A 23,491-nucleotide genomic window follows, 5' to 3' on the forward strand; every position below is an offset into this window, starting at 1 on the left:
AGCTGTCCAGAATTCAGACAGGGAGTGCGGATGGGTATCTCGGCCGACCGTGAGAGCAAATTGCTCATCGACGGCGCACTCGTCGCCGGCGGTGCCGGCGTGTTCCCGACGGTGAACCCCGCCACCGAAGAGGTGCTGGGTGTGGCGGCCGACGCCGACGCCGACGACATGGGCGCCGCGATCGCCGCCGCCCGGCGGGCCTTCGACGAGACCGGCTGGTCCACCGACACCGACCTGCGGGTGCGGTGCCTGCGTCAACTGCAACAGGCCATGCGCGACCACATCGACGAGCTGCGCGAATTGACCATCGCCGAGGTCGGCGCACCGCGCATGCTCACCTCGGCGGCCCAGCTCGAGGGTCCCGTCGAGGACCTCAGCTTCTGCGCCGACACCGCAGAGTCCTACTCCTGGACAACAGATCTCGGTATCGCGGCCCCCATGGGCATCAAGACACGGCGTACCGTCGCGCGCGAGGCCGTCGGCGTCGTCGGCGCCGTCACGCCGTGGAACTTTCCGCACCAGATCAACCTCGCCAAGGTGGGTCCGGCGCTGGCCGCGGGAAACACGTTGGTGCTCAAGCCCGCGCCCGACACCCCGTGGGCCGCAGCGATCCTCGGCGAACTGATCACCGAGCACACCGACTTCCCGGCGGGAGTGATCAACATCGTCACCTCCAGCGATCACGGCGTCGGCGCGCTGCTCTCCCGTGATCCCCACGTGGACATGGTGTCGTTCACCGGCTCCACCGCCACCGGGCGCGCGGTGATGTCCGACAGTGCCGCGACGCTGAAGAAGGTGTTCCTCGAACTCGGCGGCAAGTCCGCGTTCCTGGTCCTCGACGACGCCGACCTGGCCGGAGCGTGCTCGATGGCGGCGTTCACCGCGTCGATGCACGCCGGCCAGGGCTGCGCGATCACCACCCGGCTCGTGGTCCCTCGCGATCGGTACGACGCGGCGGTCGAGGCTGCGGCCGCCACCATGGGTGGGCTCAAGCCCGGCGACCCGAACAAGTCCAGCACCATCTGTGGTCCGGTGATCTCCGAACGTCAACGCGACCGGGTGCAGGGCTATCTCGACGCCGCCATCGCCGAGGGTGGCCGATTCGCCTGCGGCGGTGGCCGTCCCGCCGACCGCGACGTCGGCTACTTCATCGAGCCGACGGTGATCGCGGGCTTGGACAACACCGCGAAGGTGGCGCGCGAGGAGATCTTCGGCCCGGTGCTGACGGTCATCGCCCATGACGGTGACGACGACGCCGTGCGCATCGCCAACGACTCGCCCTACGGGCTCTCGGGCACGGTCTTCTCCGGAGACGAGGACCGTGCCGCCGCGGTCGCCGCGCGGATGCGGGTGGGCACCGTCAATGTCAACGGCGGGGTCTGGTACTCGGCCGACATGCCCTTCGGCGGCTACAAGCAATCCGGTATCGGCAGGGAGATGGGGCTCGCGGGTTTCGAGGAGTACCTGGAGATCAAGGCGATCGCCACCGCGGTCTGAGCAGAAAATCGAAGGAGACAGCAGTGGGTCTGTACGGAGATCAGTTCCAGGACAAGGTCGCCATCGTCACCGGTGCCGGTGGCGGCATCGGGCAGGCATACGCCGAGGCGCTGGCCCGCGAGGGTGCGGCCGTCGTGGTCGCCGACATCAACACCGACGGCGCACAGAAGGTCGCCGACGGCATCACCGGTGAGGGTGGCAACGCGCTGGCGGTGCGTGTCGACGTGTCCGATCCGGAATCGGCGAAAGAGATGGCAGCGCAGACGCTGTCGCATTTCGGCGGCATCGACTACCTGGTCAACAACGCCGCCATCTTCGGCGGCATGAAGCTGGACTTCCTGGTCACCGTCGACCCGGAGTACTACCGCAAGTTCATGAGCGTGAACCTCGACGGCGCGCTGTGGTGCACCCGCGCGGTGTACCGCAAAATGGCCAAGCGCGGTGGTGGCGCGATCGTCAACCAGTCGTCCACTGCCGCATGGCTGTACGCGAACTTCTACGGGCTGGCCAAGGTCGGCATCAACGGGTTGACCCAGCAGCTGTCTCGCGAGCTGGGTGGGCAGAACATCCGCATCAACGCGATCGCGCCCGGCCCGATCGACACCGAGGCCAACCGCACCACCACACCGCAGGAGATGGTCGCCGACATCGTCAAGAACATTCCGCTGTCGCGGATGGGTCAACCCGACGATCTCGTCGGCATGTGCCTGTTCCTGCTGTCGGATCAGGCGAAGTGGATCACCGGCCAGATCTTCAACGTCGACGGTGGACAGGTCATCAGGTCGTGACGGAGCCGACGCTGGGCTACATCGGGCTCGGCAACCAGGGTGCCCCGATGGCGAAGCGGCTGGTCGACTGGCCCGGCGGACTCATCGTGTTCGACATGCGAGCCGAGGCGATGACACCGCTGGCCGAAGCCGGCGCCACGCTGGCCGACAGCGTGACCGATGTCGCCGCAGCCGACGTCATCAGCGTGACGGTCCTGACCGACGCTCAGGTCCGTGCCGTGGTCGCCGAACTCGCCGACCATGTGCGGCCAGGGACCGTCATCGCGATCCACTCGACGATCGAGCCCGACACCGCCCCGGAGTTGGCGGACAAGCTGCGCGACAAGGGAATCCGCATCGTCGACGCACCGGTCAGCGGCGGTGCCGCCGCGGCGGCCAACGGCGAACTCGCGGTGATGGTGGGCGCCGACGACGCCTCCTACGAGATCGTCAAGCCCGTCTTCAAGCGGTGGGCTTCGATGGTGGTCCGCGCGGGCGAGCCCGGTGCGGGTACGCGGATGAAGGTGGCGCGCAACATGCTGACGTTCGTCGGCTTCGCGGCCGCGTTCGAGGCGCAGAGGCTCGCCGACGCGGCCGGTATCGATCTGCAGAAGCTGGGCCGGGTCGTCCGGCACAGTGACGCGCAGAGCGGCGGACCCGGCGCGATCATGGTGCGCGACGACCTCGGACCGCTGCCCTCCGACCATTGGCTCTTCGACATGTTCACCCACACCCGGGGGCTCGCCGACAAGGACCTGCGGCTGGCATTGACGATGGGCGACGCCGTCGGCGTGGAGCTTCCGATGGCGCAGATCGCCCTGCGTGACATGGCGGCCGGTCTGGGCCTGCCGCAAATGAATTCGACAGCACAGGAGTGAGTGACATGGACGAGCTGCGCCGCAGGGGTCTGGACAAGATGAACGAGGTCTACGGCTGGGAGATGCCCGACATGCCGGGCGACTACTTCGCCCTGACAGCGGACCACCTGTTCGGCACGATCTGGTCGCGGCCGGGCCTGTCGATGCGCGACAAGCGCATCATGACGCTCACCGTGGTGACCGCGCTGGGGATCACCGATCTCGCCGAGATCCAGACCAACGCGGCGCTGGCTAACGAGGAGCTCACCGAAGACGAGCTCAAGGAGATGGCGATCTTCCTGACGCACTATCTCGGCTTTCCGCTCGGCTCCAAGTTCGACGGCGTGGTGACCAAGGTGGCCAAGCAACGCCGCAAGGCCGCCCGGGCCGGTCAGGCCGACGACAAGAAGGCGAACATGGAGGCGGCGGTGGAGATGCACTCCGGGGGCACTCCGCATGAGTAGTCGATACGCCGACCTGTCCCGCGAGCAGCTCGCGGTTCTGGTGCCCGAGCTGCTGCTGATCGGGCAGATGATCGATCGTTCCGGGATGGCATGGTGCATCAGTAATTTCGGACGCGAAGCGATGCTCGAGATCGCCATCGAGGAATGGATGGGCGCGAGTCCCATCTACACCCGCCGGATGCAGAAGGCGCTGCGCTACGAGGGCATCGACGTCGTGACGATCTTCAAGGGTCTGCAGCTCGACATCGGTGCACCGCCGCAGTTCATGGACTTCCGCTACACGGTGCACGATCGCTGGCACGGAGAGTTCCACCTCGACCACTGCGGGGCGCTTCTCGATGTGGAGCCGATGGGGGAGGACTACGTGCGCGGCATGTGCCACGACATCGAGGACCCCACCTTCGACGCGACCGCGGTGGCCACCAACCGCAGGGCGCAGATCCGTCCCATCCACCGGCCGCCGCGGACGCCGGCCGACCGTCATCCACACTGCGCCTGGACCGTGAGCATCGACGACTCCCACCCCGAGGTCGCCGACCATCCGGTGCTCGAGGTCATCGCACGCACCCGGGCGGCTCGCACCGAACTCGATCCGATCGATCCCGCCGACGAGGGTAGCGGCGACTACTCCGGAGATCTGCTGTCGGACTTCGACTTCGGCGCGTTCTCCCACTCGGCGCTGGTGCGAATCGCCGACGAGGTGTGCCTGCAGATGCATCTGCTGAACCTGTCGTTCGTGATCGCGGTCGGAGCCCGGGCGGGCGCCGATCAGGAGCTGGCGACCGAGATCTGCACCAAACAGCTCACCGGTGTCGCGGGCCTGGCCGCCGAGCGCATCCACCGTGCGCTGGCCCTGCCCGAGGGCATAGACGGCGCCGTCGCGACGCTGCGGCTGCATCCCCTGTTCAATCCGGCCGCCTACGTCGACGCCGACTTCGGTCCGGATGCGGTGCACGTGCAGCGGTCAGCGGCGCACGAGGACGGAGCCTGGGTGGCGCTGGTCCATCCCGACGAGCGTCGTCCTCTGCAGGCCGCGGTCGCCGCCATCGACCCACACCTCGATGTCGAGATGTCCGGCACCGCGACCGAGTGGACCGCGCAGGTGGTGCGCCGCGACAGTCCCGCCCGTGAGCTCGGCGAGGTGGCGGTGGTCAAGATCAGCGGGGGAGCTTCTTTCGAGTTCCAGCCGAGGCGGTCGCTGCCGCTGACGGTGGTGTAGCGCTCAGCGCACCGCCCACCCACCGCCGCAGGTAGGCGCGCAGGTCCGCGCCGCGCCGCGGGGGGCGGCCCGGGTCGATCACGAACGACTGGATCACCCGCAGCAGGTGCTCGGCGAGCTCGTCGAGATCGCGGTCGGTGCCATCGTCGGTGCCGTAACCGCTTGCCGCCCAGTCGACGTCGAGCCGGCCGATCATGTCGCGGCCGAACTGCAGCGCCACGTCGGAGGTGACCGACTCGGCGTGCGTCGTGCCGCCCGGCACCAGCAGAAGCCCGATGTACTTCTCGTCGGGCAACCACTCCAGAGCGGTGGCAACCGCCTCGGTGACGGCGTCGGCAGGATCGGTGATGCCGGCGACGTGCACGGCCAACCGGTGCAGGAATTCGTCGACGGCGCGCACCGCCGCAGCGACCAGCAGCGCCTCGGTGCTGGGGAAGTACCGATACACCGTCTGCCGGGTCACCCCGACGGAGCGGGCGACGTCGGAGATGGAGAAATCGGCGCCGTGGTCCTCGATGGCCTTGCTCGCCGCGGCCAGGATGCGACGCATGGCCTCCTCATCGGAGGCCGGTTTGGCTCCTGACCAACCGTGGGTGCGCACGATGGCACCTTAACCACCGTCAGCGATACGCGACCCGCATCTCCTTGACCCCGTTGATCCACCCCGACCGCAGGCGTTGCGGTTCGGCCAGTTTGGAGATGTCGGGTATCTGCTCGGCGATCTGGTCGAAGATCAACTTGATCTCCATGCGGGCCAGGTTCGCGCCGATGCAGTAGTGCGCGCCGTTCCCACCGAACGCCAGGTGCGGATTGGGGTTGCGCAGGATGTCGAATTCGAACGGCCGGGTGAAGACCTCCTCGTCGAAATTCGCCGAGCTGTAGAACAGTCCCACCCGTTGTCCCTCGCGGATCAGCGTGCCGCCGAGCTCGACGTCGGAGGTCGCGGTGCGCTGGAAACAGTGCACGGGGGTGGCCCAGCGGATGATCTCGTCGACCGCGGTCTGCGGGCGCTCACGGACGAACAGGTCCCACTGGTCCGGATTCTCCAGGAACGCGTTCATGCCGTGCGTCATCGCGTTGCGGGTGGTCTCGTTGCCGGCCACTGCCAGGAGGATGACGAAGAACGCGAACTCGACGTCGGACATGGCTTCTCCGGCGTCACCCGTCACGTCGGCCTGGACGAGGCGGGTGACGATGTCGTCGGCGGGGCAGCGGCGCCGCTCCTCGGCCATCGTGTACGCGTAGCCCATCAGTTCGGCGTTGGCGGCGACGTGGTCGGTCTCGAAATCCGGGTCGTCGGTGTTCATGATCGCGTTGGTCCAGTCGAACAGCTTCTCGCGGTCGGCTTCCGGTACCCCGATGAGGTCGGCGATCGCCTGCAGCGGTAGCGACATGGCGATGTCGTGAACGAAGTCGCCGCTGCCCTTCTCGGCGGCGGCCGCGACGATCTCGCGTGCGGATTCGGCGAGCTTCGCCTCGAGCGTCGCGATGGCCCGCGGGGTGAACAGCCGCGAGACGATCTTGCGCAGCCGGGTGTGCTCGGGGGCGTCGTGGTTGATCAGCAGGGCCTTGGTCAGCTCCAGCTGATCACCGGTCACCCCGTCGGGCAGCCGCATGACCGCGCCCTTGCGGTTGGTCGACCACAGCTCACCGTCCCGCGAGATCGCCTTGATGTCGGCGTGCCGCGTGATCACCCAGTAGCCGCCATCGTCGAACACCGACTCCTGCTGGGCGTTCCACCACACCGGCGCGGTCGCGCGCAGCTCGGCGAACTCCCGCACCGGCAGGCCGCGGACCAGCACGTCCGGGTCGGTGAAGTCGTAGCCGGTCGGCAGAAATGGGCAGCTCGTCATGGCAGACCTCCGGGTGTGACGTACGGCACTTTCGGTCGACCATACACCTAAGCATCAAACTGTATGATCGGTCGTGTGTCGGCGCTTCGCCGGTGCGATTAGGGTGGTCACCTGTGCACGTCCTGGTGATCGGTTCCGGAGCCCGTGAACACGCGCTGCTGCTCGCACTGCGCCGAGACACCGAGGTGGAGACGCTGTCGGTCGCGCCCGGCAACGCCGGCACCGCCGCGGTCGCCGACCAGTACGACGTCGACGTCACCTCGGCCGAGGAGGTCGTCGCGCTCGCCCGCCGGGTGGGGGCGGACCTGGTGGTCATCGGTCCGGAGGTCCCGCTGGTCCTCGGGGTGGCCGACGCCGTGCGCGCCGCCGGTATCGCCTGCTTCGGGCCCACCAGGGACGCAGCGCGCATTGAGGGCTCCAAAGCGTTCGCCAAGGACGTGATGACCGTGGCCGGGGTGCGCACGGCGACGAGCGAGATCGTCGACAACCCCGGCCATCTCGACGCCGCGCTGGACCGCTTCGGCCCGCCCGCCGGCGAGCACGCCTGGGTGGTCAAGGACGACGGACTCGCGGCAGGCAAGGGCGTGGTCGTGACCGACGATCGCGACACGGCCCGCGCGCACGCGGCCAGCCTGCTCGAGGCGGGCCACCCGGTACTGCTCGAATCCTTCCTCGACGGTCCCGAGGTGTCGCTGTTCTGCCTCGTCGACGGCGACACGGTGGTGCCGCTGCTGCCGGCTCAGGACTCCAAGCGCGTCGGCGACGGGGACACCGGTCCCAATACGGGAGGGATGGGCGCCTACACCCCGTTGCCCTGGCTGCCCGCCGACATGACCCGCCGCATCGTCGACGAGGTCGTCACACCTGTTGCCGCAGAACTGGTTCGGCGCGACAGTGCGTTCTCCGGACTGCTGTACGCCGGTCTGGCCATCACGTCGCAGGGCCCCGCCGTCGTCGAATTCAACTGCCGTTTCGGCGATCCCGAGACGCAGGCCGTACTCGCCCTGCTCGACTCCCCGCTCGGCGCGCTGCTGATGGCCGTGGCCACGGGCCGGCTGGCCGGCGAGCCGGAGCCGCGTTGGCGCGACGGCGCCGCGGTCACCGTCGTCGTCGCCGCCGAGAACTACCCCGGCCGGCCCCGGGTCGGTGACGTCATCTCCGGTGCCGACGCGGACGGCGTGCTGCACGCCGGCACCGCACGCCGCGACGACGGCGCACTGGTGTCGTCCGGCGGACGGGTGCTCTCCGTGGTGGGCACCGGAGCCGACCTGTCAGCCGCACGTGCGTCGGCCTACGCGATCATCGACTCGATTCGCTTGCCGGGCAGCCACTTCCGCAGCGACATCGGGCTGGCTGCAGCCCAGGGCGAGATCGGCCTCTAGGCCGTCAGCAGCGGTGCCATCCAGGTCAGCTCGGAGCTGAGCTGCGACGACCAGAAGGCGGCGTTGTGTCCACCGGGGGAGAACTCGCCGGCGGGCGGAGTGGACAACTGGCCGATGAACTGCCGAGTCGCCGAGGCGAACGGATCGTCGTCGCCGATGTCGATGCGCAACGGGATGCCGGTGAGCCCAGGTAGCCCCCACACGCTGTTGGCCTCGAAGTCGGCAGCCCCGTCGAACGCGCCAGGAGCCGCTGCCCCGGCAGATGTCCACAGCGCCGGGCTGACCGCGCAGATCGCCGCGGTGCGCGGCGCGCCCAGGCGAGCGCCCAGCAGCAGAGCACCGTAACCGCCCATCGACCACCCGAGGAAGCCGACGCGGGAGGTGTCGAGTCCCTGTCCGGCGAGCAGCGGCAGGAACTCGTCGAGAACCATCGCGCCCGGGTCGTCACCGGAGGCGCGGCGATGCCAGTACCCGTTGCCGCCGTCGACGGCAGCCAGCGCGAACGGAGGCACACCCGCGGCGACCGCGTCGGCGAGGAACTGTTCGGCGCCCATCGACATGACCGTCGCGGCGCTGCTGTCTTTTCCGTGCAGCAGTATCACCGTGCGCAGCGGAACGCTCTGGCCGGGCGGCCGGGCGATGATCCAGTTGGTCGGCGCGCCGCCCCGGGCGGCGGAGGCGAACGTGCCGGAGGCGTAGGTGGGAGCCGCGGCGGGTGGCGCGGCCGACACCACCGCCCGGGTGAACGCGGACACTGCGGTGGCTCCTGCTGCGGTCACGAGTCCGGCTCGGCATCCGAGCCCGAGCATCGCCCGCCGGCTGATCGTCGGCATGCGCGACATCATGCCATCGGTGCCTGAGTGAATTGCCGAAAGCCCGATGCCGTACCCCCGTGACTGGCACGATGCTAGGCGTGACGGCAGCAGTCACTCCCAAGGGAGAACGTCGGCGGTATGCGCTGGTCAGCGCCGCTGCCGACCTGCTGTGCGAGGGCGGCTTCGACGCGGTGCGGCATCGCGCGGTCGCGCGTCGAGCCGGCCTGCCGCTGGCCTCGACGACCTACTACTTTTCTTCGCTGGATGACTTGATCGCCCATGCCGTCGACTACGTCGGCGCGCTCGAGACCCGGGACCTCGAGGACCGGGTGGCGGACCTGTCGCGGCGCCGGCGGGGCCCCGAATCAACGGCCGACATCCTGGTCGATCTCCTCGTCGGTGACAGCCGGGAACAGGTGAGCGAGCAGCTGATCTCCCGCTACGAGCGGCTGATCGCGTGCGCGCGCCAGCCCAACCTGCGCGACATCCAGCGCCGGATCCTCAAGCACCGCACCGATGCGGTGATCGCCGTCGTCGAACGGTGTGGCCGCTCGGTGCACCCGGAGTTGCTGACGGCGCTGGTGTGCGCGGTCGACGGGGCGGTGGTGGCCGCTCTCGTCGCGGACGGCGACGGGCCCCGAGCCACGGCCCGAGCCACGTTGATCGACGTGATCGACGTGCTGGCTCCCTACGCGTAGCCACTGCGCCGCGGGGCGCCGTGACCGAAGATGGGTGGATCGAGCGAGAGGCAGGGGAGGCGCATGGCGGAGGCCACGACCGGTCAGGAGACGCAGCAGCCTGAGCTGAAGCGGGTGATGGGGCCGGGCCTGCTGCTGTTGTTCGTGGTCGGGGACATCCTCGGCACCGGCGTGTATGCGCTCGTCGGTGACGTCGCCGCCGAAGTCGGTGGTGCCGCGTGGCTTCCGTTCCTCGTCGCGTTCGGCGTCGCGACCATCACCGCGTTCAGCTACCTGGAACTGGTGACGAAGTATCCGCAGGCCGCAGGCGCAGCGCTCTATGCGCACAAGGCGTTCGGCATCCACTTCGTGACCTTCCTGGTCGCCTTCGTCGTCATGTGTTCCGGAATCACCTCGGCCTCAACGGCTTCGAGGGCATTTGCCGCGAACTTCTTCACCGGGATCGACGTCGATCCATCCAAACTCGCGGTGGCGCTGCTGGCTCTCGGTTTCATGGCGGCCCTGGCGGCCATCAACTTTCGCGGCGTGGGGGAGAGCGTCAAGCTCAACGTCGTCCTGACGATCGTCGAGATCACCGGCCTGGCGGTGGTGATCCTCGTCGGCCTGTGGGCGTTCACCAGCAGCGCCGACGTGGACTTCTCCCGCATCGTCGCGTTCGAGACCGCCGAGGACAAGAACACGTTCCTCGCCGTGACCGCCGCGACGTCACTGGCCTTCTTCGCGATGGTCGGTTTCGAGGATTCGGTCAACATGGCCGAGGAGACCAAGGAGCCGGTCAAGACGTTCCCCAAGATCCTGCTGTCGGGGCTCTCGATCGCCGGAGTCGTCTACATCCTCGTGTCGATCGTCGCGGTGGCACTGGTGCCGATCGGTGAACTCGAGGCCAGCGACACCCCGCTGGTCGAGGTCGTCAAGGCCGGTGCACCCGGGCTGCCGATCGACTCGATCCTGCCGTTCATGACGATGTTCGCGGTGTCCAACACCGCGCTGATCAACATGCTGATGGCGAGCCGGCTGATCTACGGCATGGCCCGGCAGCACGTGCTTCCTCCGGTCCTGGGCACCGTGCATCCCACGCGTCGTTCGCCGTGGGTGGCGATCGTGTTCACGACGCTGATCGCGTTCGGCCTGATCCTCTACGTGAGCGCCTTCGCCAGCAGCAACGCGATCTCGGTGCTCGGCGGCACCACGAGCCTGCTCCTGCTCGCGGTGTTCGCCGTCGTCAACGTGGCGGTGCTGGTGCTGCGGCGCGATGTGCGCGAGGCGGGCGGGCATTTCAGGACCCCGACGATCCTGCCGGTCATCGGCTTCCTTGTCTCGCTGTATCTGGTGACGCCGCTGTCCGGGCGCCCCGCTCAGCAGTACATCGTGGCCGGGGTGCTGGTGGCGCTCGGCGTGGTCCTCTTCTTCATCACCCAGTTGATCAACCGGCAGCTCGGCATCCGAGACGCCCACATCAGCGATCCGACGCATCTGGGCGCCGGTCCGGACGACTGAGTCAGACCGCGGCGCGGTGGGACCCGCGCGCGGCGGCGCGGTCCAGCAGGTCTTGATCGGCGGGTGCCAGCGGCAGATGGGCCGTGCGGTACACGTCGACGACGGCGGCGAACCGCCGCATCACCGCGCCGGGGGTGATGCCGAACCGGCTGCGGCAGCCTGCCTCGGGCAGCGGCCGATCGGCCGGCGCAGCCGTGACGTAGGTGAGGATCTCGCGGTCGTACCAATCCAGGTGCATCTGTTCCACCTCAGCACTCGATGTAGTTGACGGGCACGTTGACGGCCAGGCCTCCGGTGGAGGTCTCCTTGTATTTGGCGAGCATGTCGGCACCGGTGGTGCGCATCGTCTCGATGACCTGATCGAGTGTGACGTGATGGGAGCCGTCGCCGCGCAGCGCCATCCTCGCGGCGTTGATCGCCTTGCCCGCCGAAATCGCGTTTCGCTCGATGCACGGAATCTGCACCAAGCCCCCGATGGGATCACAGGTCAGGCCCAGGCTGTGCTCCATCGCGATCTCCGCTGCGTTCTCCACCTGTTCCGGTGTGCCACCGAGGATCTCGGCGAGTCCGGCGGCCGCCATCGACGCTGCCGAGCCGACCTCACCCTGGCAGCCGACCTCGGCTCCGGAGATCGAGGCGCGTTCCTTGTACAGCGAGCCGATGGCTCCGGCTGCCAGCAGGAAGCGCACCGCGGTGCCGTCGGGGTCCTGCGTGCCGCGCTCGGTGTAGTGCACCGCGTAGTGCAGCACGGCGGGCACGATGCCTGCGGCGCCGTTGGTGGGTGCGGTGACGATCCGTCCCCCGGAGGCATTCTCTTCGTTGACGGCCAGCGCCACGAGATTGACCCAGTCCTGGGCGAATTCGGGCTGTCGATCGGGATCCTCGGCGATGAGACGGTCGTACCAGTCCTTGGCGCGCCGGCGGACGCGCAGGGTCCCGGGCAGGTAGCCGGCACGGCTGACACCGCGCTTCTCGCACTCGACCATGACGTCGCGGATGTGCAGCAATCTGCGGCGGATCTCGTCCTGCGGGCGCGTATCGGTCTCGACGGCCAGCATGAGATCACTGATGCTGCAGGCGTGTCGGCGGCAGAGTTCGAGGAGTTGCTTCGCCGATCCGAACGCCAGCGATCGCGGGTCGGCGGTCCGAGGCGTCGCGTCGAGCGTCTCTTCTTCGGTGACGACAAAGCCGCCGCCGACGGAGAAGTAGGTCTGGCGATGCAGTTCCCGGCCGTCGGCGTCGAGCGCGGTGAGCGTCATGCCGTTGGGATGGAACGGGAGGATCGTCAGCGGGCGCAGCGTGAGGTCCTGCTCCGTCAGCCGGATGGAGTGGGAGCCGGCCAGGCAGATCGTGCCCGTCGCGCGCATGTGCTCGACGCGACGTTCCATCTCGTCGGCACGGATTTCGTCCGGCCGGTGGCCCTCGAGACCGAGGAGGACCGCGGTGAAGGTGCCGTGCCCGGCGCCGGTGGCCGCGAGCGACCCGTACAGATCGCCGCGCACGTCGGCGACCGCGTCGATGGCCCCCATGGTCTGCAGATCGTCGATGAACAGGGCGGCGGCCCGCATCGGGCCGACCGTATGTGAACTCGAGGGGCCGATGCCGACCGAGAAGAGGTCGAACACGCTGATCGTCATGCTCGGCCTCCATCCATCTGATCGCGTACTGATATATGAGTTCTGTCGTCAACCGTAGGTCAGCCTGGTCAGCGCGTCAAGAGTAGGTGCAGGCTGGGCATTTGCTCTTGACCTGAAGTCTGCGGTGGCATACCTTGCTGAGAAGCTGAGGTGTTAGATAAATCCTCTGAAATGTCAGAAAGCTGGTACGCGATGACGCAGCTCATCGATCCCCTCCTGCAGCCCTACCGGCTGAAGAACATGACCCTGCGCAATCGCGTCGTGAGCACATCGCACGAGCCGTCCTACACCGAGGAGGGCATGCCGAAGCGCCGCTACCGCCTCTACCACGAGGAGAAGGCCAAGGGCGGGATTGGCCTGACGATGATGGGCGGCTCGGCCGTCGTGGCCCCCGACAGCCCGGCTGCCTTCGGCAACCTACATCTCTACAAGGACGAGATCGTGCCGTGGCTGAGCGAGCTGGCCTACGGCGTGCACGAGAACGGCGCCGCCGTCATGTGTCAGATCACTCATCTCGGCCGTCGCACCAGCAACTACGACGGCGACTGGCTGCCCGTCATCGCCCCCTCGGCGATCCGCGAACCCGCGCACCGTGCCTTCCCGAAGGTCGCCGAGGAGTGGGACCTGGACCGCATCGTCAAGGCCTACGCCGACGCGACAGCGCGGTGCCGCGAAGCCGGCCTCGACGGCATCGAGATCGAGGCCTACACACACCTTTTCGACTCCTTCTGGTCCCCGCTGACGAATCGCCGTGACGACGAGTACGGGATGGGCAGCATCGAGAACCGGCTTCGATTCCCGCTCAAAGTGATTCGCGCCGTCCGGGAGGCCGCGGGTCCCGACTTCGCGGTCGGCATCCGGATGTCGCTCGACGAGGACATCGACGGCGGTCTGCAGTACAGCGAGGGCCTCGAGATCGCCGAACTCCTGGTGGCCGAGGGTATCGACTTCATCAGCGTGATCAAGGGCTACATGGCCAGCGACGAGGCACTGTCCCGGGTCATCCCGCCGATGGGCACCCCGGTGGCGCCCCACCTCGAATTCGCCGGCCAGGTGAAGGCCGCTCTGCAGATCCCGGTCATGCACGCCGCCCGCATCAACGACGTCGCGACGGCGCGCCACGCGATCCGCGACGGACTGATCGACCTCGTCGGCATGACCCGCGCCCACATCGCCGATCCGCACATCGTCGCGAAAATCCATGCCGGAGAGGAAGATCGCATCCGACCCTGTGTGGGGGCGAGCTACTGCCTCGATGAGATCTACCAGGCACGCGACGCCAAATGCGTCCACAACGCCTCCACCGGGCGCGAGGACCGGATGCCCCACCACGTGCCCGCGGCCACCGGCACACCACGCAAGGCTGTCGTCATCGGCGGCGGCCCGGCCGGTCTGGAGGCGGCCCGCGTGCTCGGCGAGCGGGGCCACAAGGTCGTCGTGTTCGAGGCCGCCGACGCCCCGGGCGGACAGATCCGGCTCGCCGCCTCGGCGCCCCGCCGGCGTGACCTGATCAGCATCGTCGACTGGCGGCTCGCCGAATGCAAGCTCCTCGACGTCGACATCCGGACCAACGCCTACGCCGAGGCCGACGACGTGCTGGCCGAGGAGCCCGACATCGTGGTGGTGGCCACCGGTGGCCTGCCCAACAGCGAATTCCTCTCCGAAGGTGCGTCTCTGGTGACCGACGCCTGGGACGTCCTGTGCGGGGCCGTGCGACCGCGCGGGAGCGTGCTGTTCTACGACGACAACGGTGGTCACCCCGGGATGGATGCTGCCGAAATGGTCGCGCGCAGCGGGGTGGAGGTCGAATTCGTCACGCCGGAGCGGACATTGGCCCCCGACGTGGGTGGTGTGAACTACCCCGCGTACTTCAAGGCATTCGCCGAACACGACGTACGGGTGACACTCAACGAACGTCTGACCGGGGTCCGGCGCAAGGACGGCCGCCTCGAAGTGGACCTCTACAACGAGTACGCCCACGCCACTCGGCAGCGGGTCGTGGACCAGGTCGTGGTCGAGCACGGCACGCTTCCACAGGACGACCTGTATTTTGAGCTGATCCCCGGTTCGACCAACGCCGGTGAAGTAGACCAGCAGGCACTGCTCGACCTGCGCCCGCAGCACGTCATCCGCAACCAGCACGGCCGCTATCAGCTGTTCCGCATCGGCGACGCAGTGGCCAGCCGCAACATCCACGCCGCGGTCTACGACGCCTTCCGGCTCTGCATCGCTCTGTAAACCCACAGACCCGCCACTTCAGAGGAGTTCCCCTATGCCGCAACAGGTCCGAGGAGTCATCGCCCGCGCCCAAGGCGCTCCGGTCGAGGTCACCGACATCATGATCCCCGATCCCGGCCCCGGTGAGGTGATCGTGCGGGTGCAGGCCTGCGGGGTCTGCCACACCGACCTGACCTACCGCGAAGGCGGCATCAACGACGAGTTCCCGTTCCTGCTCGGCCATGAGGCGGCAGGCATCGTCGACGAGATCGGGCCGGGCGTCGACTCGGTGGCCGTCGGCGACTTCGTCGTCCTCAACTGGCGCGCCGTGTGCGGCCAGTGCCGCGCATGCAAGCGCGGCCGTCCGCAGTACTGCTTCGACACCTTCAACGCTACCCAGAAGATGACCCTGGTCGACGGCACCGAGCTGACCCCCGCCTTGGGTATCGGCGCGTTCGCCGACAAGACACTCGTCCACGCCGGACAGTGCACCAAGGTCGACGCCGACGCCGATCCCGCCGTCGTCGGCCTGCTCGGGTGCGGCGTGATGGCCGGCCTCGGCGCCGCGGTCAACACCGGCAACGTGTCCCGCGGCGACGCGGTGGCGGTCATCGGCTGCGGTGGCGTGGGCGACGCGGCGATCATGGGGGCGCGGCTCGCCGGCGCGGGCACGATCATCGCGATCGACCGCGACGCCCGCAAGCTCGAGTGGGCGCGCGAGCTCGGCGCCACGCACACCGTCGACGCCACCGCGGTCGACACGGTGACCGCGGTGCAGGACCTGACCGGCGGCTTCGGCGCCGACGTCGTCATCGACGCCGTCGGCCGGCCCGAGACCTGGAAGCAGGCGTTCTACGCCCGCGACCTCGCAGGCACCGTCGTGCTGGTCGGGGTTCCCACCCCCGACATGACGCTGGACATGCCGCTCATCGACTTCTTCTCCCGCGGTGGATCGCTGAAGTCGTCGTGGTACGGCGACTGCCTGCCCGAGCGCGACTTCCCCACGCTGGTCGACCTCTATCAGCAGGGCCGGCTGCCCTTGGACCGCTTCGTCTCCGAGCGCATCAAACTCGACGAGGTCGAAGACGCGTTCCACACCATGCACCAGGGTGAGGTGCTGCGCTCGGTGGTGGTGCTGTGAGCGGCGAACTGCGCATCGACCGCGTCGTCACCTCCGGGACGTTCAGCCTCGACGGAGGCACCTGGGATGTCGACAACAACGTGTGGGTCGTCGGTGACGACGACGAGGTCATCGTCGTCGACGCCGCCCACACCGCACCTCAGATCATCGACGCGGTCGACGGCCGCCGCGTCGTCGCCGTCGTCGTCACCCACGGCCACGACGACCACGTGACCGTCGCACCCACGCTGGGCGCCGAGCTCGACGCCCCGGTGCTGCTGCACCCCGGCGACGACGTGCTGTGGAAGATGTCGCATCCCGAGGTGACCTACACCTCGATTGCCGCTGCGCAGCGGATTCGGTTGGCGGGCAGTGATGTCCAGGTCATCCACACCCCCGGGCACTCGCCCGGCTCGGTGTGCCTGTACCTCCCGGAAGCCGGTGCCCTGTTCTCCGGGGACACCCTGTTCCAGGGTGGCCCAGGCGCCACCGGGCGGTCCTACAGCGACTTCGGGACCATCATCGACTCGATCAGGGGCTCGTTGCTGACCCTGCCCGAGGACACCCGCGTGCACACCGGTCACGGCGACCACACCACGATCGGTGTGGAGGCACCCCACCTCGCCGACTGGATCGCGCGGGGTCACTGAGTACGGTGAAAGACATGGCCGACGACATCGACCAGGACATCGACGAGAACGATGTCGTCGTCACGGGTGAGAAGACCTACGCCGCGGGAGTTCCCGCCGTCCTGGTCTCACTGCGGCGCGGTATCGAGCAGATGGGCGCCGTCCGGACCGTACGCACCCTGGCCGCACTGAACCAGCGGACCGGCTTCGACTGCCCCGGATGCGCGTGGCCGGAGACCCCGGGACACCGCAAGCACGCCGAGTTCTGCGAGAACGGCGCCAAAGCCGTCGCCGAGGAAGCCACCAAACGGCGGGTCGGCCCAGACTTCTTCGCCGCGCACTCCGTCGCGGAGCTGTCGGAACACACCGACTACTGGCTGGGCCAGCAGGGCCGCCTGACGCACCCGATGGTGCTGCGAGCCGGCGCCACCCACTACGAGCCGATCGACTGGGACGCCGCCTTCACCCTGATCGCCGACGAACTGCGCGCCCTCGATTCTCCCGACCGGGCGGCGTTCTACACCTCGGGCCGCACCTCGAACGAAGCGGCGTTCGTCTACCAGCTGATGATCCGCAGCTTCGGCACCAACAACATGCCGGACTGCTCGAACATGTGCCACGAATCGTCGGGCACCGCGCTGCAGGAGAGCATCGGCATCGGCAAGGGATCGGTGTCGGTGCCCGACCTCGAGAACGCCGATCTGATCCTGATCGCCGGTCAGAATCCCGGTACCAACCACCCGCGCATGCTCTCGGTACTGGAGAAGGCAAAAGCCAACGGCGCGAAGGTGATTGCGATCAATCCGCTGCCCGAAGCCGGACTCCTGCGGTTCAAGGACCCGCAGAAGGTGCACGGTGTGATCGGCGACGGCGTCGTGATCGCCGACGACTTCCTGCAGATCCGCATAGGCGGCGACCAGGCACTGTTCCAGGGCTTGGCGCGGCTCCTGCTCGAGGCCGAGGATCGCGCTCCCGGGACGGTGCTCGACTCCGCGTTCATCGCCGAGTACTGCGCCGGCTTCGACTCCTGGGCCGAGCACGTCCGCGGTGTCGACCTCGACACGGTGCTCGAGGCGACCGGGCTGACCCGCGCCCAACTCGACGCGACCGCCGCGGCGCTGATCGCGTCGAAGAAGACGATCATCTGTTGGGCGATGGGGCTGACCCAGCAGACCCACGGCGTGGCCACGATCCAGGACGCCACCAATCTGCTTCTGATGCAGGGCATGATGGGCAAACCCGGTGCGGGGGTATGTCCGGTGCGCGGCCACTCGAACGTGCAAGGCGACCGGACGATGGGGATCTGGGAGAGGTCGCCCGAGAGCTTCCTGGCCGCGCTGGACACCGAATTCGGCATCACCAGCCCGCGCCGGCACGGGTACGACTCCGTCGAGACAATTCGAGCGATGCGTGACGGCCGCGTATCGGTGTTCATGGCGATGGGCGGCAACTTCGTGGCGGCCACCCCCGACACCGAGGTCACCGAAGCGGCTCTGCGCCGCTGCTCGCTGACGGTGCAGGTGTCGACGAAACTGAACCGCTCACATCTGATCGGCGGGCGTACCGCGCTGATCCTGCCCTCGCTGGGCAGGACGGACAAGGACCGCACCGGCGACCGTAATCAGGTTGTCTCCGTAGAAGATTCGATGTCCGTGGTGCACCTGTCCCGCGGCGGCCTGACCCCGATCGGTGAGCACCTGCGCAGCGAGGTGGCGATCGTGTGCGGGCTCGCCACGGCGCTGTTCGGTAGCGACCACCGCGTGCCGTGGGCCGAGTTCGCCGCCGACTACGACCGGATTCGCGACGCGATTTCCCGCGTGGTGCCCGGCTTCGACGACTTCAACCGCAAGGTCCGGGAGCCCGACGGGTTCGTGCTGCCGCACCCTCCACGCGACGAACGCCGCTTCGCGACCGACACCGGCAGGGCCAACTTCGTGGCCAACGATCTGCACTGGCTCCCGGTGCCGTCGGGCCGGTTGATCCTGCAGACGATGCGCAGCCACGATCAGTACAACACCACGATCTACGGCCTCGACGACCGGTACCGGGGCGTCAAAGGCGGTCGGCGCGTGGTCTTCTGCCATCCCGACGACATCGCCGAGGCCGGCTTCGTGGCGGGGGACAGGGTGGACCTGGTGTCCGAATGGCAGCTGCCCGACGGCGGGATCGAGGAGCGGCGCGCCGACGACTTCCGGCTGGTTCCCTACCCGACACCGCGGGGCAATGCGGCTGCCTACTATCCGGAGACCAATCCGCTGGTGCCGCTGGATCACGTGGCGAGAAGGTCGAATACCCCTGTGTCCAAGGCGATCACGGTTCGGCTGCAGCGACGGACCTGAGCGATCAGAACATCGCGCGGATACCGTCTTCGAATTCGCGCACATGCGCTTCGGCGAGCTTGCGGGCGCGTGTGGCGTTGCGGTCGAGGATCGCGGCGAGCACCTCGGTCTGACCGTGCACGTGATGATCGAGGTCGGGCAGCCGCTCTTTGGCCAGGTTCCACATGCGTAGCGACAGGTCGAGGCTCTGGGTGAGAGTGTCGAGCAGGTAGGGGTTGTGGGCCATCCGGTGGATCGCGCGGTGGGTGAGCACGTCGAGCTCGAGCAACTTCTCGTGATCGGTGCAGGCGTTGATGTCGTCGAGCAGCGCCTGCAATTCCTGGCGCTCCTCATAGCGGGCCTCGCTGGCGGCACGTTCGGCGGCCAGCCCTTCGAGGCGCTCGCGGATATCGCAGATCGCCTCGAGATCCGCGAGATCGAGGTCGGCGGCGTAGCTGCCGCTGCGGGGATAGATGACGACCAGTTTGCGGTAGGCCAGTCGCTTGATCGCCTCGCGGACGGGGGTGCGGCCGACCCCGAGCTCGGCGGCCAGCTGCTCTTCTTCGATCGGCGCGCCCGGGGCGATCTGCAGCGAGACGATCTTGTCGCGGATGGCGTCGTAGGCCTGGTCGGACAGGAGGGGGCTCGGCATGCGGACTCCTCGTACACGACGCGCGTCGTCTGAGATTTCAGATCCCGCCGAGAATACCTCACGCTGCCGCGCCGAGATCGACGTAATGGCGTGGCCTACTCGCTCTTTCCCGCCCAAACGTCGGTTTGGGCGGGGTTAGCCTGCGAACTCTTCGGCGGCGTCGATCAGCCAGTCGGCCAGATAGCGGGCGAACGACGAGCGCACGATGACGCGATAGTCAACGCCCTCGTCGCTCGTCGGCATCAGCACCACTCCGGCGTGCCCCAGCATCGTCTGCGCGGCGCTACCCGGCCCGAACACGCGAGGGTGCAGATCGAGCGAGCAGCCCTTGGCCAGCACTGCCCTTGCGTGGGCGCCGCGCAACCGCAGTGAAGTCCGCTGAGCCGAAACATCCACCGCCGCACCACCGAGTTCGCCGACGGCGTCGCGCAGCGCGGCCTCCAGGTCCTCACCGTCGCGGGTCGCCGAGACCGCCAGCCACTCCTGCGGACCGAGCCAGATCACCGACACATCAGGTCCGTCGACGACGGTCGACGGTGCCGTCGGCAACGCGTCGACGCCGAGGACGCCCGCAGCGGCGGCGCCCCCTGGTCCGTCCGGATCGACCCACAGGTCCACCATCGCGAAGAACGGCTCCTCGGTCACCGACGCCGAGGCCGGCAACGCGGCCAGGCGTGACTCGTGGGAGTGCAGCGGACTGCGGCGGGTCAGAGTGTCAGCCATCGCGGCGAGCTCCTTCGGGATCGACGAGGACCGAACCGGTCACCTCGACGGGCACCAGCGTGCCGTCGACCGGGACGTGCAGGGTTTCTCCGATGCGGTCGCGACCGCCTCTGACCAGAGCCAAGGCGAACGGGCGCCCGAGTTCGGCGCTGCGATAGCTCGACGTGACGTGACCGAGCATCGGCACCGGCGGTGCGGGCAGCACGCCGTCCTCCGCGAACTCGATGATCTGCGCGCCCTCCGGCAGGACAGTGTCGGCATCGGTGGGCAGCAGTCCGACGAACTGCTTGCGCAGCGGATTGAGGTTCTCCCGGCGGGTGAACGACCGCTTCCCGATGAAGTCCGGCTTCTTCTTCGACACCGCCCATCCCATGCCGAGATCCTGCGGGGTGATCGTGCCGTCGGTGTCCTGCCCGATGATCGGGTAGCCCTTCTCCGCGCGCAGCACGTGCATAGTCTCGGTGCCATACGGCGTGATGCCGTACCGCTCGCCGGCCTCGATCAGCCTCTCCCACAGGGCCGTTGCGTACCAGCCCATGACGTTGACCTCGTAGGCCAGCTCACCGGAGAAGCTGACCCGGGCCACACACACGTACACGCCGTCGATCGAGGTGTCCCGCCACGCCATGAACGGGAATGCCTCGTTGCTGACATCGAGGTCGCCGAACACCGCGCCGACCACATCGCGGGACCTCGGCCCGACGACCGGGAACGTGTGCCACTGCTCGGTCACCGATGTCAGCCGGACCCGCAGATGCGGCCACTCGGTCTGCAGCCAGTCCTCCATCCAGTCGAGGATGCGGGCCGCCCCACCGGTCGTGGTGAACGCCATGTAGCGGTCCTCGGCCAGGCGCATCACCGTGCCGTCGTCGATGACCATGCCGTCGACACCGCACATCACGCCGTAGCGCACCATGCCGACTTTGAGCGTGCTCATCATGTTCGTGTAGAGCAGGTCCAGGAACTCGCCTGCGTCGGGGCCCTGCACGTCGATCTTGCCCAGTGTGGAACCGTCGAGAATGCCGACTCCGGTTCGCACAGCGGCACATTCGCGGAGAACAGCGTCCTCCATGCTCTCCCCGGGGTGCGGGTAGTAGCGGGGCCGCTTCCACATGCCGACGTCTTCGAACACGGCGCCCGCGGCGACATGCCAGTCGTGCACCGCGGTCACCCGCTCCGGATCGTAGAGGCTGCCGCGGTCCCGGCCGGCCAGTGCGGCGAACGCGACCGGCGTGTAGGGCGGCCTGAACGTCGTCACGCCGAGCGTCTGCACTGGCGTGCCCAGCAGGGCCGACACGATGCCCGAGGCCACCACACCCGAGGTCTTGCCCTGGTCATGAGCGGTGCCGATGGTCGTGTAGCGCTTGATGTGTTCCATCGAGCGCATGCCCGCGCCGACGGCACGGACCAGGTCGGCGACCGTGGCATCGCGCTGGACGTCGACGAACTGCCGCGTCGCCGACGACGGATCAGGCACGTACCACAGCACTGCGGCAGGTGCCTGCGGCTCGCTGGGGTCCGCTTCTGCGGCAAAGGGATTCGTTGACGGACTCAGGCCCAGTGCGGTGACGGCAGACTCTGCAGCCTGTCGTCCGCTCCGCACACACCCGGGAAGATCGAACACCCCGTCGGCCGCGCCTGCGACGCTGATCCCGTCGAGACGCTCACCCGGGACGAAGGCGCCGAGCGTGTCGTCGTAGCGCAGCGTGCCGCGCGCCTGGCTGAACAGGTGCACCGCCGGATTCCAGCCACCGCTGACCAGCAGCACGTCGCAGGGGATCACGGTGGCCGTCTCGCCGGGGTGGCCGACGACGGCGTGGGTGACGCGGGACTTGCCGCGCGTGCCGGTGACCACGGAACCGGTGTGGATCGGAATGCCCCGTGCCGCACAGGCATCGCGCAGCGCCGCGCTCACCTCCTCGCGCGCGTCCACGATCGCGGCGACGCTCACGCCCGTGTCGTGCAGGTCGAACGCCGACTGGTACGCGCTGTCGTTGGTGGTGAACACGACCGCCTGCTCGCCGAGCTTCACCCCGAACCGGTGCAGGAACGTCCGTGCGGAGGCGGCGAGCATGATGCCCGGTCGGTCGTTGTCGGCGAACACGACCGGCCGCTCGTGCGCGCCCGCCGCGACGAGGACGTGCCGGGCGCGGATCCGCCACACCCGCTGCCTGCTGACCCCGGCCGGCGCCTCGGCGCCCAGGTGGTCGGTGCGCCGTTGCAGCGCCAATACGAACCCGTCGTCGTAGTGCCCGAACGCCGTGGTGCGCTGCAGGTGCAGCACGTCGGGGTGGGAGGCGAGTTCGGCGACGGCCTCGTCGACCCACTGAAGTGCGGGGGTGCCCGCGATCTCGTCGGCAGAACCGAGCAGCGCCCCGCCGGCCTCGCTCTGCTCGTCGATCAGCACGACCCGCGCCCCGGCCCGGGCCGCGGTCAGTGCGGCTGCGAGTCCGGCCGGTCCGGCGCCGACGACGAGGAGGTCGGTGTGTACGTGGGTGCTGTCGTACCGTGCGGTGTCGGGGATCTCGGCGAGCCGGCCCTGGCCCGGAAGTCCGCGCGCGACAAGGCCGTCGAACAGTTCTACGGTGGTCGCCAGCAGCATGGGCTCGGGGAACGGATGCTCGACCTGGACGAGACCGCCGGTGTCCTCGGCCCACGCGGCCGTGAAACCTCGGGGGCGACCGAGTTTGATGCTGCTGGCCACCTGGTGCACACCGTGGGCGAGCAGCGCCGAGGCGAGTGTGTCACCGGTGTGTCCGGTGTACTCGCGGTCGTTGAACGTGAAGGTGAGAGTGGTGTCGCGGTCGATGCGGCCGCCCCTGGCGGTGCGGAACTCGTGAGATGAAGAAGTCATTCAGATCGTCGGCTTCGGCTCGTCCAGGCGGTAGGTCCGCTGGAATCGGTAGGTGGCGGTGTCGCGCACGGCGTTGAACCAGCGGCGGCATCCGTGGCTGTGGGACCACCTCTCGGCGAACAGTCCCTTGGGGTTGTCGCGAAAGAACACGAAGTGCGCCCACTGTTCGTCGGTCAACCCGTGCGGGTCCTCGGGGTAGGCGATGTGTGCTTGCCCCCCGTAATGGAATTCTGTCTCCTCACGGGGCCCGCACCACGGGCATTCGATGAGCTGCATGGTCTCGCTTGCCTTT

21 protein-coding genes are annotated in these 23,491 nt (G+C 68.3%); 12 read left to right on the top strand and 9 right to left on the bottom strand.

Annotation, left to right across the window (positions count from 1 at the left end; translation table 11 throughout):
- The first annotated feature begins 30 nt into the window (after positions 1 to 30).
- Genes PGN37_RS19095 through PGN37_RS19115 form a run of 5 tightly spaced genes read left to right on the top strand, consistent with a single transcriptional unit; the run spans position 31 to position 4,804 of the window.
- Positions 31 to 1,497, top strand: coding sequence for an aldehyde dehydrogenase (locus PGN37_RS19095; RefSeq protein ID WP_335332569.1), 1,467 nt, complete (start codon positions 31 to 33; stop codon positions 1,495 to 1,497).
- Positions 1,498 to 1,520: 23 nt separating this feature from the next.
- Entirely contained in the window at positions 1,521 to 2,285 is a 765-nt protein-coding gene (locus PGN37_RS19100) for an SDR family oxidoreductase (protein ID WP_335332570.1), read from the top strand.
- The gene (locus tag PGN37_RS19105; RefSeq protein ID WP_335332571.1) at positions 2,282 to 3,142 is read left to right on the top strand and encodes an NAD(P)-dependent oxidoreductase; all 861 of its coding nucleotides are present in this window, start codon (positions 2,282 to 2,284) and stop codon (positions 3,140 to 3,142) included. The genes PGN37_RS19100 and PGN37_RS19105 overlap by 4 nt, the downstream gene beginning before the upstream one ends.
- A 5-nt stretch (positions 3,143 to 3,147) precedes the next feature.
- The gene (locus PGN37_RS19110; protein ID WP_335332572.1) at positions 3,148 to 3,585 is read left to right on the top strand and encodes a carboxymuconolactone decarboxylase family protein; all 438 of its coding nucleotides are present in this window, start codon (positions 3,148 to 3,150) and stop codon (positions 3,583 to 3,585) included.
- Entirely contained in the window at positions 3,578 to 4,804 is a 1,227-nt protein-coding gene (locus PGN37_RS19115) for a hypothetical protein (RefSeq protein WP_335332573.1), read from the top strand. Before PGN37_RS19110 ends, PGN37_RS19115 begins: the two co-directional genes overlap by 8 nt.
- Here PGN37_RS19115 and PGN37_RS19120 read toward each other — a convergent pair.
- Together PGN37_RS19120 and PGN37_RS19125 are read right to left on the bottom strand one after the other, a co-directional pair.
- Positions 4,743 to 5,405, bottom strand: a complete 663-nt coding sequence (locus PGN37_RS19120) for a TetR/AcrR family transcriptional regulator (RefSeq protein ID WP_335332574.1) — start codon at positions 5,403 to 5,405, stop codon at positions 4,743 to 4,745. The two genes, PGN37_RS19115 and PGN37_RS19120, sit on opposite strands and share 62 nt — an antisense overlap.
- 19 nt (positions 5,406 to 5,424) lie before the next feature.
- Positions 5,425 to 6,657, bottom strand: coding sequence for a cytochrome P450 (locus PGN37_RS19125; RefSeq protein WP_335332575.1), 1,233 nt, complete (start codon positions 6,655 to 6,657; stop codon positions 5,425 to 5,427).
- A gap of 113 nt (positions 6,658 to 6,770) precedes the next feature.
- On the opposite strand from PGN37_RS19125, the gene purD reads away from it, so the two are divergent.
- The gene (gene purD / locus PGN37_RS19130; protein ID WP_335332576.1) at positions 6,771 to 8,039 is read left to right on the top strand and encodes a phosphoribosylamine--glycine ligase; all 1,269 of its coding nucleotides are present in this window, start codon (positions 6,771 to 6,773) and stop codon (positions 8,037 to 8,039) included.
- Here purD and PGN37_RS19135 read toward each other — a convergent pair.
- The gene (locus PGN37_RS19135; RefSeq protein WP_335332577.1) at positions 8,036 to 8,884 is read right to left on the bottom strand and encodes an alpha/beta hydrolase; all 849 of its coding nucleotides are present in this window, start codon (positions 8,882 to 8,884) and stop codon (positions 8,036 to 8,038) included. The genes purD and PGN37_RS19135 overlap by 4 nt on opposite strands.
- Before the next feature lie 59 nt (positions 8,885 to 8,943).
- On the opposite strand from PGN37_RS19135, the gene PGN37_RS19140 reads away from it, so the two are divergent.
- Both PGN37_RS19140 and PGN37_RS19145 read left to right on the top strand, forming a co-directional pair.
- Entirely contained in the window at positions 8,944 to 9,552 is a 609-nt protein-coding gene (locus tag PGN37_RS19140; RefSeq protein ID WP_335332634.1) for a TetR/AcrR family transcriptional regulator, read from the top strand.
- A 63-nt stretch (positions 9,553 to 9,615) separates the two neighbouring features.
- On the top strand, positions 9,616 to 11,049 hold the full coding sequence (locus PGN37_RS19145; RefSeq protein ID WP_335332578.1) for an APC family permease: 1,434 nt from the start codon (positions 9,616 to 9,618) through the stop codon (positions 11,047 to 11,049).
- A 1-nt stretch (position 11,050) separates the two neighbouring features.
- Here the strand turns inward: PGN37_RS19145 and PGN37_RS19150 are convergent, their stop codons facing one another.
- Together PGN37_RS19150 and PGN37_RS19155 are read right to left on the bottom strand one after the other, a co-directional pair.
- Complete coding sequence (locus PGN37_RS19150) at positions 11,051 to 11,287, bottom strand: hypothetical protein (protein ID WP_335332579.1); 237 nt, start codon at positions 11,285 to 11,287, stop codon at positions 11,051 to 11,053.
- A gap of 10 nt (positions 11,288 to 11,297) precedes the next feature.
- Positions 11,298 to 12,686, bottom strand: a complete 1,389-nt coding sequence (locus PGN37_RS19155) for an L-serine ammonia-lyase (RefSeq protein WP_335332580.1) — start codon at positions 12,684 to 12,686, stop codon at positions 11,298 to 11,300.
- Between the two features lie 192 nt (positions 12,687 to 12,878).
- Here PGN37_RS19155 and PGN37_RS19160 point away from each other — a divergent pair, with 192 nt between their 5' ends.
- The 4 genes from PGN37_RS19160 to PGN37_RS19175 are packed head-to-tail and all read left to right on the top strand — an operon-like array spanning position 12,879 to position 18,991.
- The gene (locus tag PGN37_RS19160; protein ID WP_335332581.1) at positions 12,879 to 14,924 is read left to right on the top strand and encodes an NADH:flavin oxidoreductase; all 2,046 of its coding nucleotides are present in this window, start codon (positions 12,879 to 12,881) and stop codon (positions 14,922 to 14,924) included.
- Positions 14,925 to 14,958: 34 nt separating this feature from the next.
- Positions 14,959 to 16,044 (top strand): S-(hydroxymethyl)mycothiol dehydrogenase, encoded by a 1,086-nt coding sequence (locus PGN37_RS19165; RefSeq protein WP_335332582.1) that lies wholly within the window; start codon positions 14,959 to 14,961, stop codon positions 16,042 to 16,044.
- Positions 16,041 to 16,673 (top strand): MBL fold metallo-hydrolase, encoded by a 633-nt coding sequence (locus tag PGN37_RS19170; protein WP_335332583.1) that lies wholly within the window; start codon positions 16,041 to 16,043, stop codon positions 16,671 to 16,673. Before PGN37_RS19165 ends, PGN37_RS19170 begins: the two co-directional genes overlap by 4 nt.
- 14 nt (positions 16,674 to 16,687) lie before the next feature.
- Complete coding sequence (locus PGN37_RS19175) at positions 16,688 to 18,991, top strand: FdhF/YdeP family oxidoreductase (RefSeq protein ID WP_335332584.1); 2,304 nt, start codon at positions 16,688 to 16,690, stop codon at positions 18,989 to 18,991.
- Positions 18,992 to 18,995: 4 nt separating this feature from the next.
- On the opposite strand, the gene PGN37_RS19180 is transcribed toward PGN37_RS19175, so the two are convergent.
- The 4 genes from PGN37_RS19180 to PGN37_RS19195 all read right to left on the bottom strand — a co-directional run bounded on the left by PGN37_RS19180 (position 18,996) and on the right by PGN37_RS19195 (position 23,475).
- Positions 18,996 to 19,622 carry a GntR family transcriptional regulator gene (locus tag PGN37_RS19180; protein ID WP_335332585.1) on the bottom strand — a complete coding sequence of 209 codons (627 nt, stop codon included), beginning with the start codon at positions 19,620 to 19,622 and terminating at the stop codon, positions 18,996 to 18,998.
- A gap of 135 nt (positions 19,623 to 19,757) precedes the next feature.
- Entirely contained in the window at positions 19,758 to 20,345 is a 588-nt protein-coding gene (locus PGN37_RS19185; RefSeq protein ID WP_335332586.1) for a sarcosine oxidase subunit gamma, read from the bottom strand.
- The gene (locus PGN37_RS19190; RefSeq protein ID WP_335332587.1) at positions 20,338 to 23,199 is read right to left on the bottom strand and encodes a 2Fe-2S iron-sulfur cluster-binding protein; all 2,862 of its coding nucleotides are present in this window, start codon (positions 23,197 to 23,199) and stop codon (positions 20,338 to 20,340) included. The genes PGN37_RS19185 and PGN37_RS19190 overlap by 8 nt, the downstream gene beginning before the upstream one ends.
- A complete protein-coding gene (locus tag PGN37_RS19195; RefSeq protein WP_335332588.1) occupies positions 23,200 to 23,475 on the bottom strand; it encodes a sarcosine oxidase subunit delta in 276 nt (91 codons plus the stop codon).
- Positions 23,476 to 23,491: the final 16 nt, after the last annotated feature.

Source organism: Mycobacterium kyogaense (genome assembly GCF_036946525.1).
Taxonomy (GTDB): Bacteria; Actinomycetota; Actinomycetes; order Mycobacteriales; family Mycobacteriaceae; genus Mycobacterium; species Mycobacterium kyogaense_A.

Excerpts from the sequence above, each read along its gene's own strand:
- PGN37_RS19135 (WP_335332577.1), bottom strand. The coding sequence starts at position 8,884 with ATGATGTCGCGCATGCCGACGATCAGCCGGCGGGCGATGCTCGGGCTC.
- PGN37_RS19195 (WP_335332588.1), bottom strand. The coding sequence starts at position 23,475 with ATGCAGCTCATCGAATGCCCGTGGTGCGGGCCCCGTGAGGAGACAGAA.
- PGN37_RS19190 (WP_335332587.1), bottom strand. The coding sequence starts at position 23,199 with ATGACTTCTTCATCTCACGAGTTCCGCACCGCCAGGGGCGGCCGCATC.
- PGN37_RS19150 (WP_335332579.1), bottom strand. The coding sequence starts at position 11,287 with ATGCACCTGGATTGGTACGACCGCGAGATCCTCACCTACGTCACGGCT.
- PGN37_RS19175 (WP_335332584.1), top strand. The coding sequence starts at position 16,688 with ATGGCCGACGACATCGACCAGGACATCGACGAGAACGATGTCGTCGTC.
- PGN37_RS19160 (WP_335332581.1), top strand. The coding sequence starts at position 12,879 with ATGACGCAGCTCATCGATCCCCTCCTGCAGCCCTACCGGCTGAAGAAC.
- PGN37_RS19140 (WP_335332634.1), top strand. The coding sequence starts at position 8,944 with ATGCTAGGCGTGACGGCAGCAGTCACTCCCAAGGGAGAACGTCGGCGG.
- PGN37_RS19145 (WP_335332578.1), top strand. The coding sequence starts at position 9,616 with ATGGCGGAGGCCACGACCGGTCAGGAGACGCAGCAGCCTGAGCTGAAG.
- PGN37_RS19180 (WP_335332585.1), bottom strand. The coding sequence starts at position 19,622 with ATGCCGAGCCCCCTCCTGTCCGACCAGGCCTACGACGCCATCCGCGAC.
- PGN37_RS19165 (WP_335332582.1), top strand. The coding sequence starts at position 14,959 with ATGCCGCAACAGGTCCGAGGAGTCATCGCCCGCGCCCAAGGCGCTCCG.
- PGN37_RS19110 (WP_335332572.1), top strand. The coding sequence starts at position 3,148 with ATGGACGAGCTGCGCCGCAGGGGTCTGGACAAGATGAACGAGGTCTAC.
- PGN37_RS19115 (WP_335332573.1), top strand. The coding sequence starts at position 3,578 with ATGAGTAGTCGATACGCCGACCTGTCCCGCGAGCAGCTCGCGGTTCTG.
- PGN37_RS19125 (WP_335332575.1), bottom strand. The coding sequence starts at position 6,657 with ATGACGAGCTGCCCATTTCTGCCGACCGGCTACGACTTCACCGACCCG.
- PGN37_RS19155 (WP_335332580.1), bottom strand. The coding sequence starts at position 12,686 with ATGACGATCAGCGTGTTCGACCTCTTCTCGGTCGGCATCGGCCCCTCG.
- PGN37_RS19185 (WP_335332586.1), bottom strand. The coding sequence starts at position 20,345 with ATGGCTGACACTCTGACCCGCCGCAGTCCGCTGCACTCCCACGAGTCA.
- PGN37_RS19095 (WP_335332569.1), top strand. The coding sequence starts at position 31 with ATGGGTATCTCGGCCGACCGTGAGAGCAAATTGCTCATCGACGGCGCA.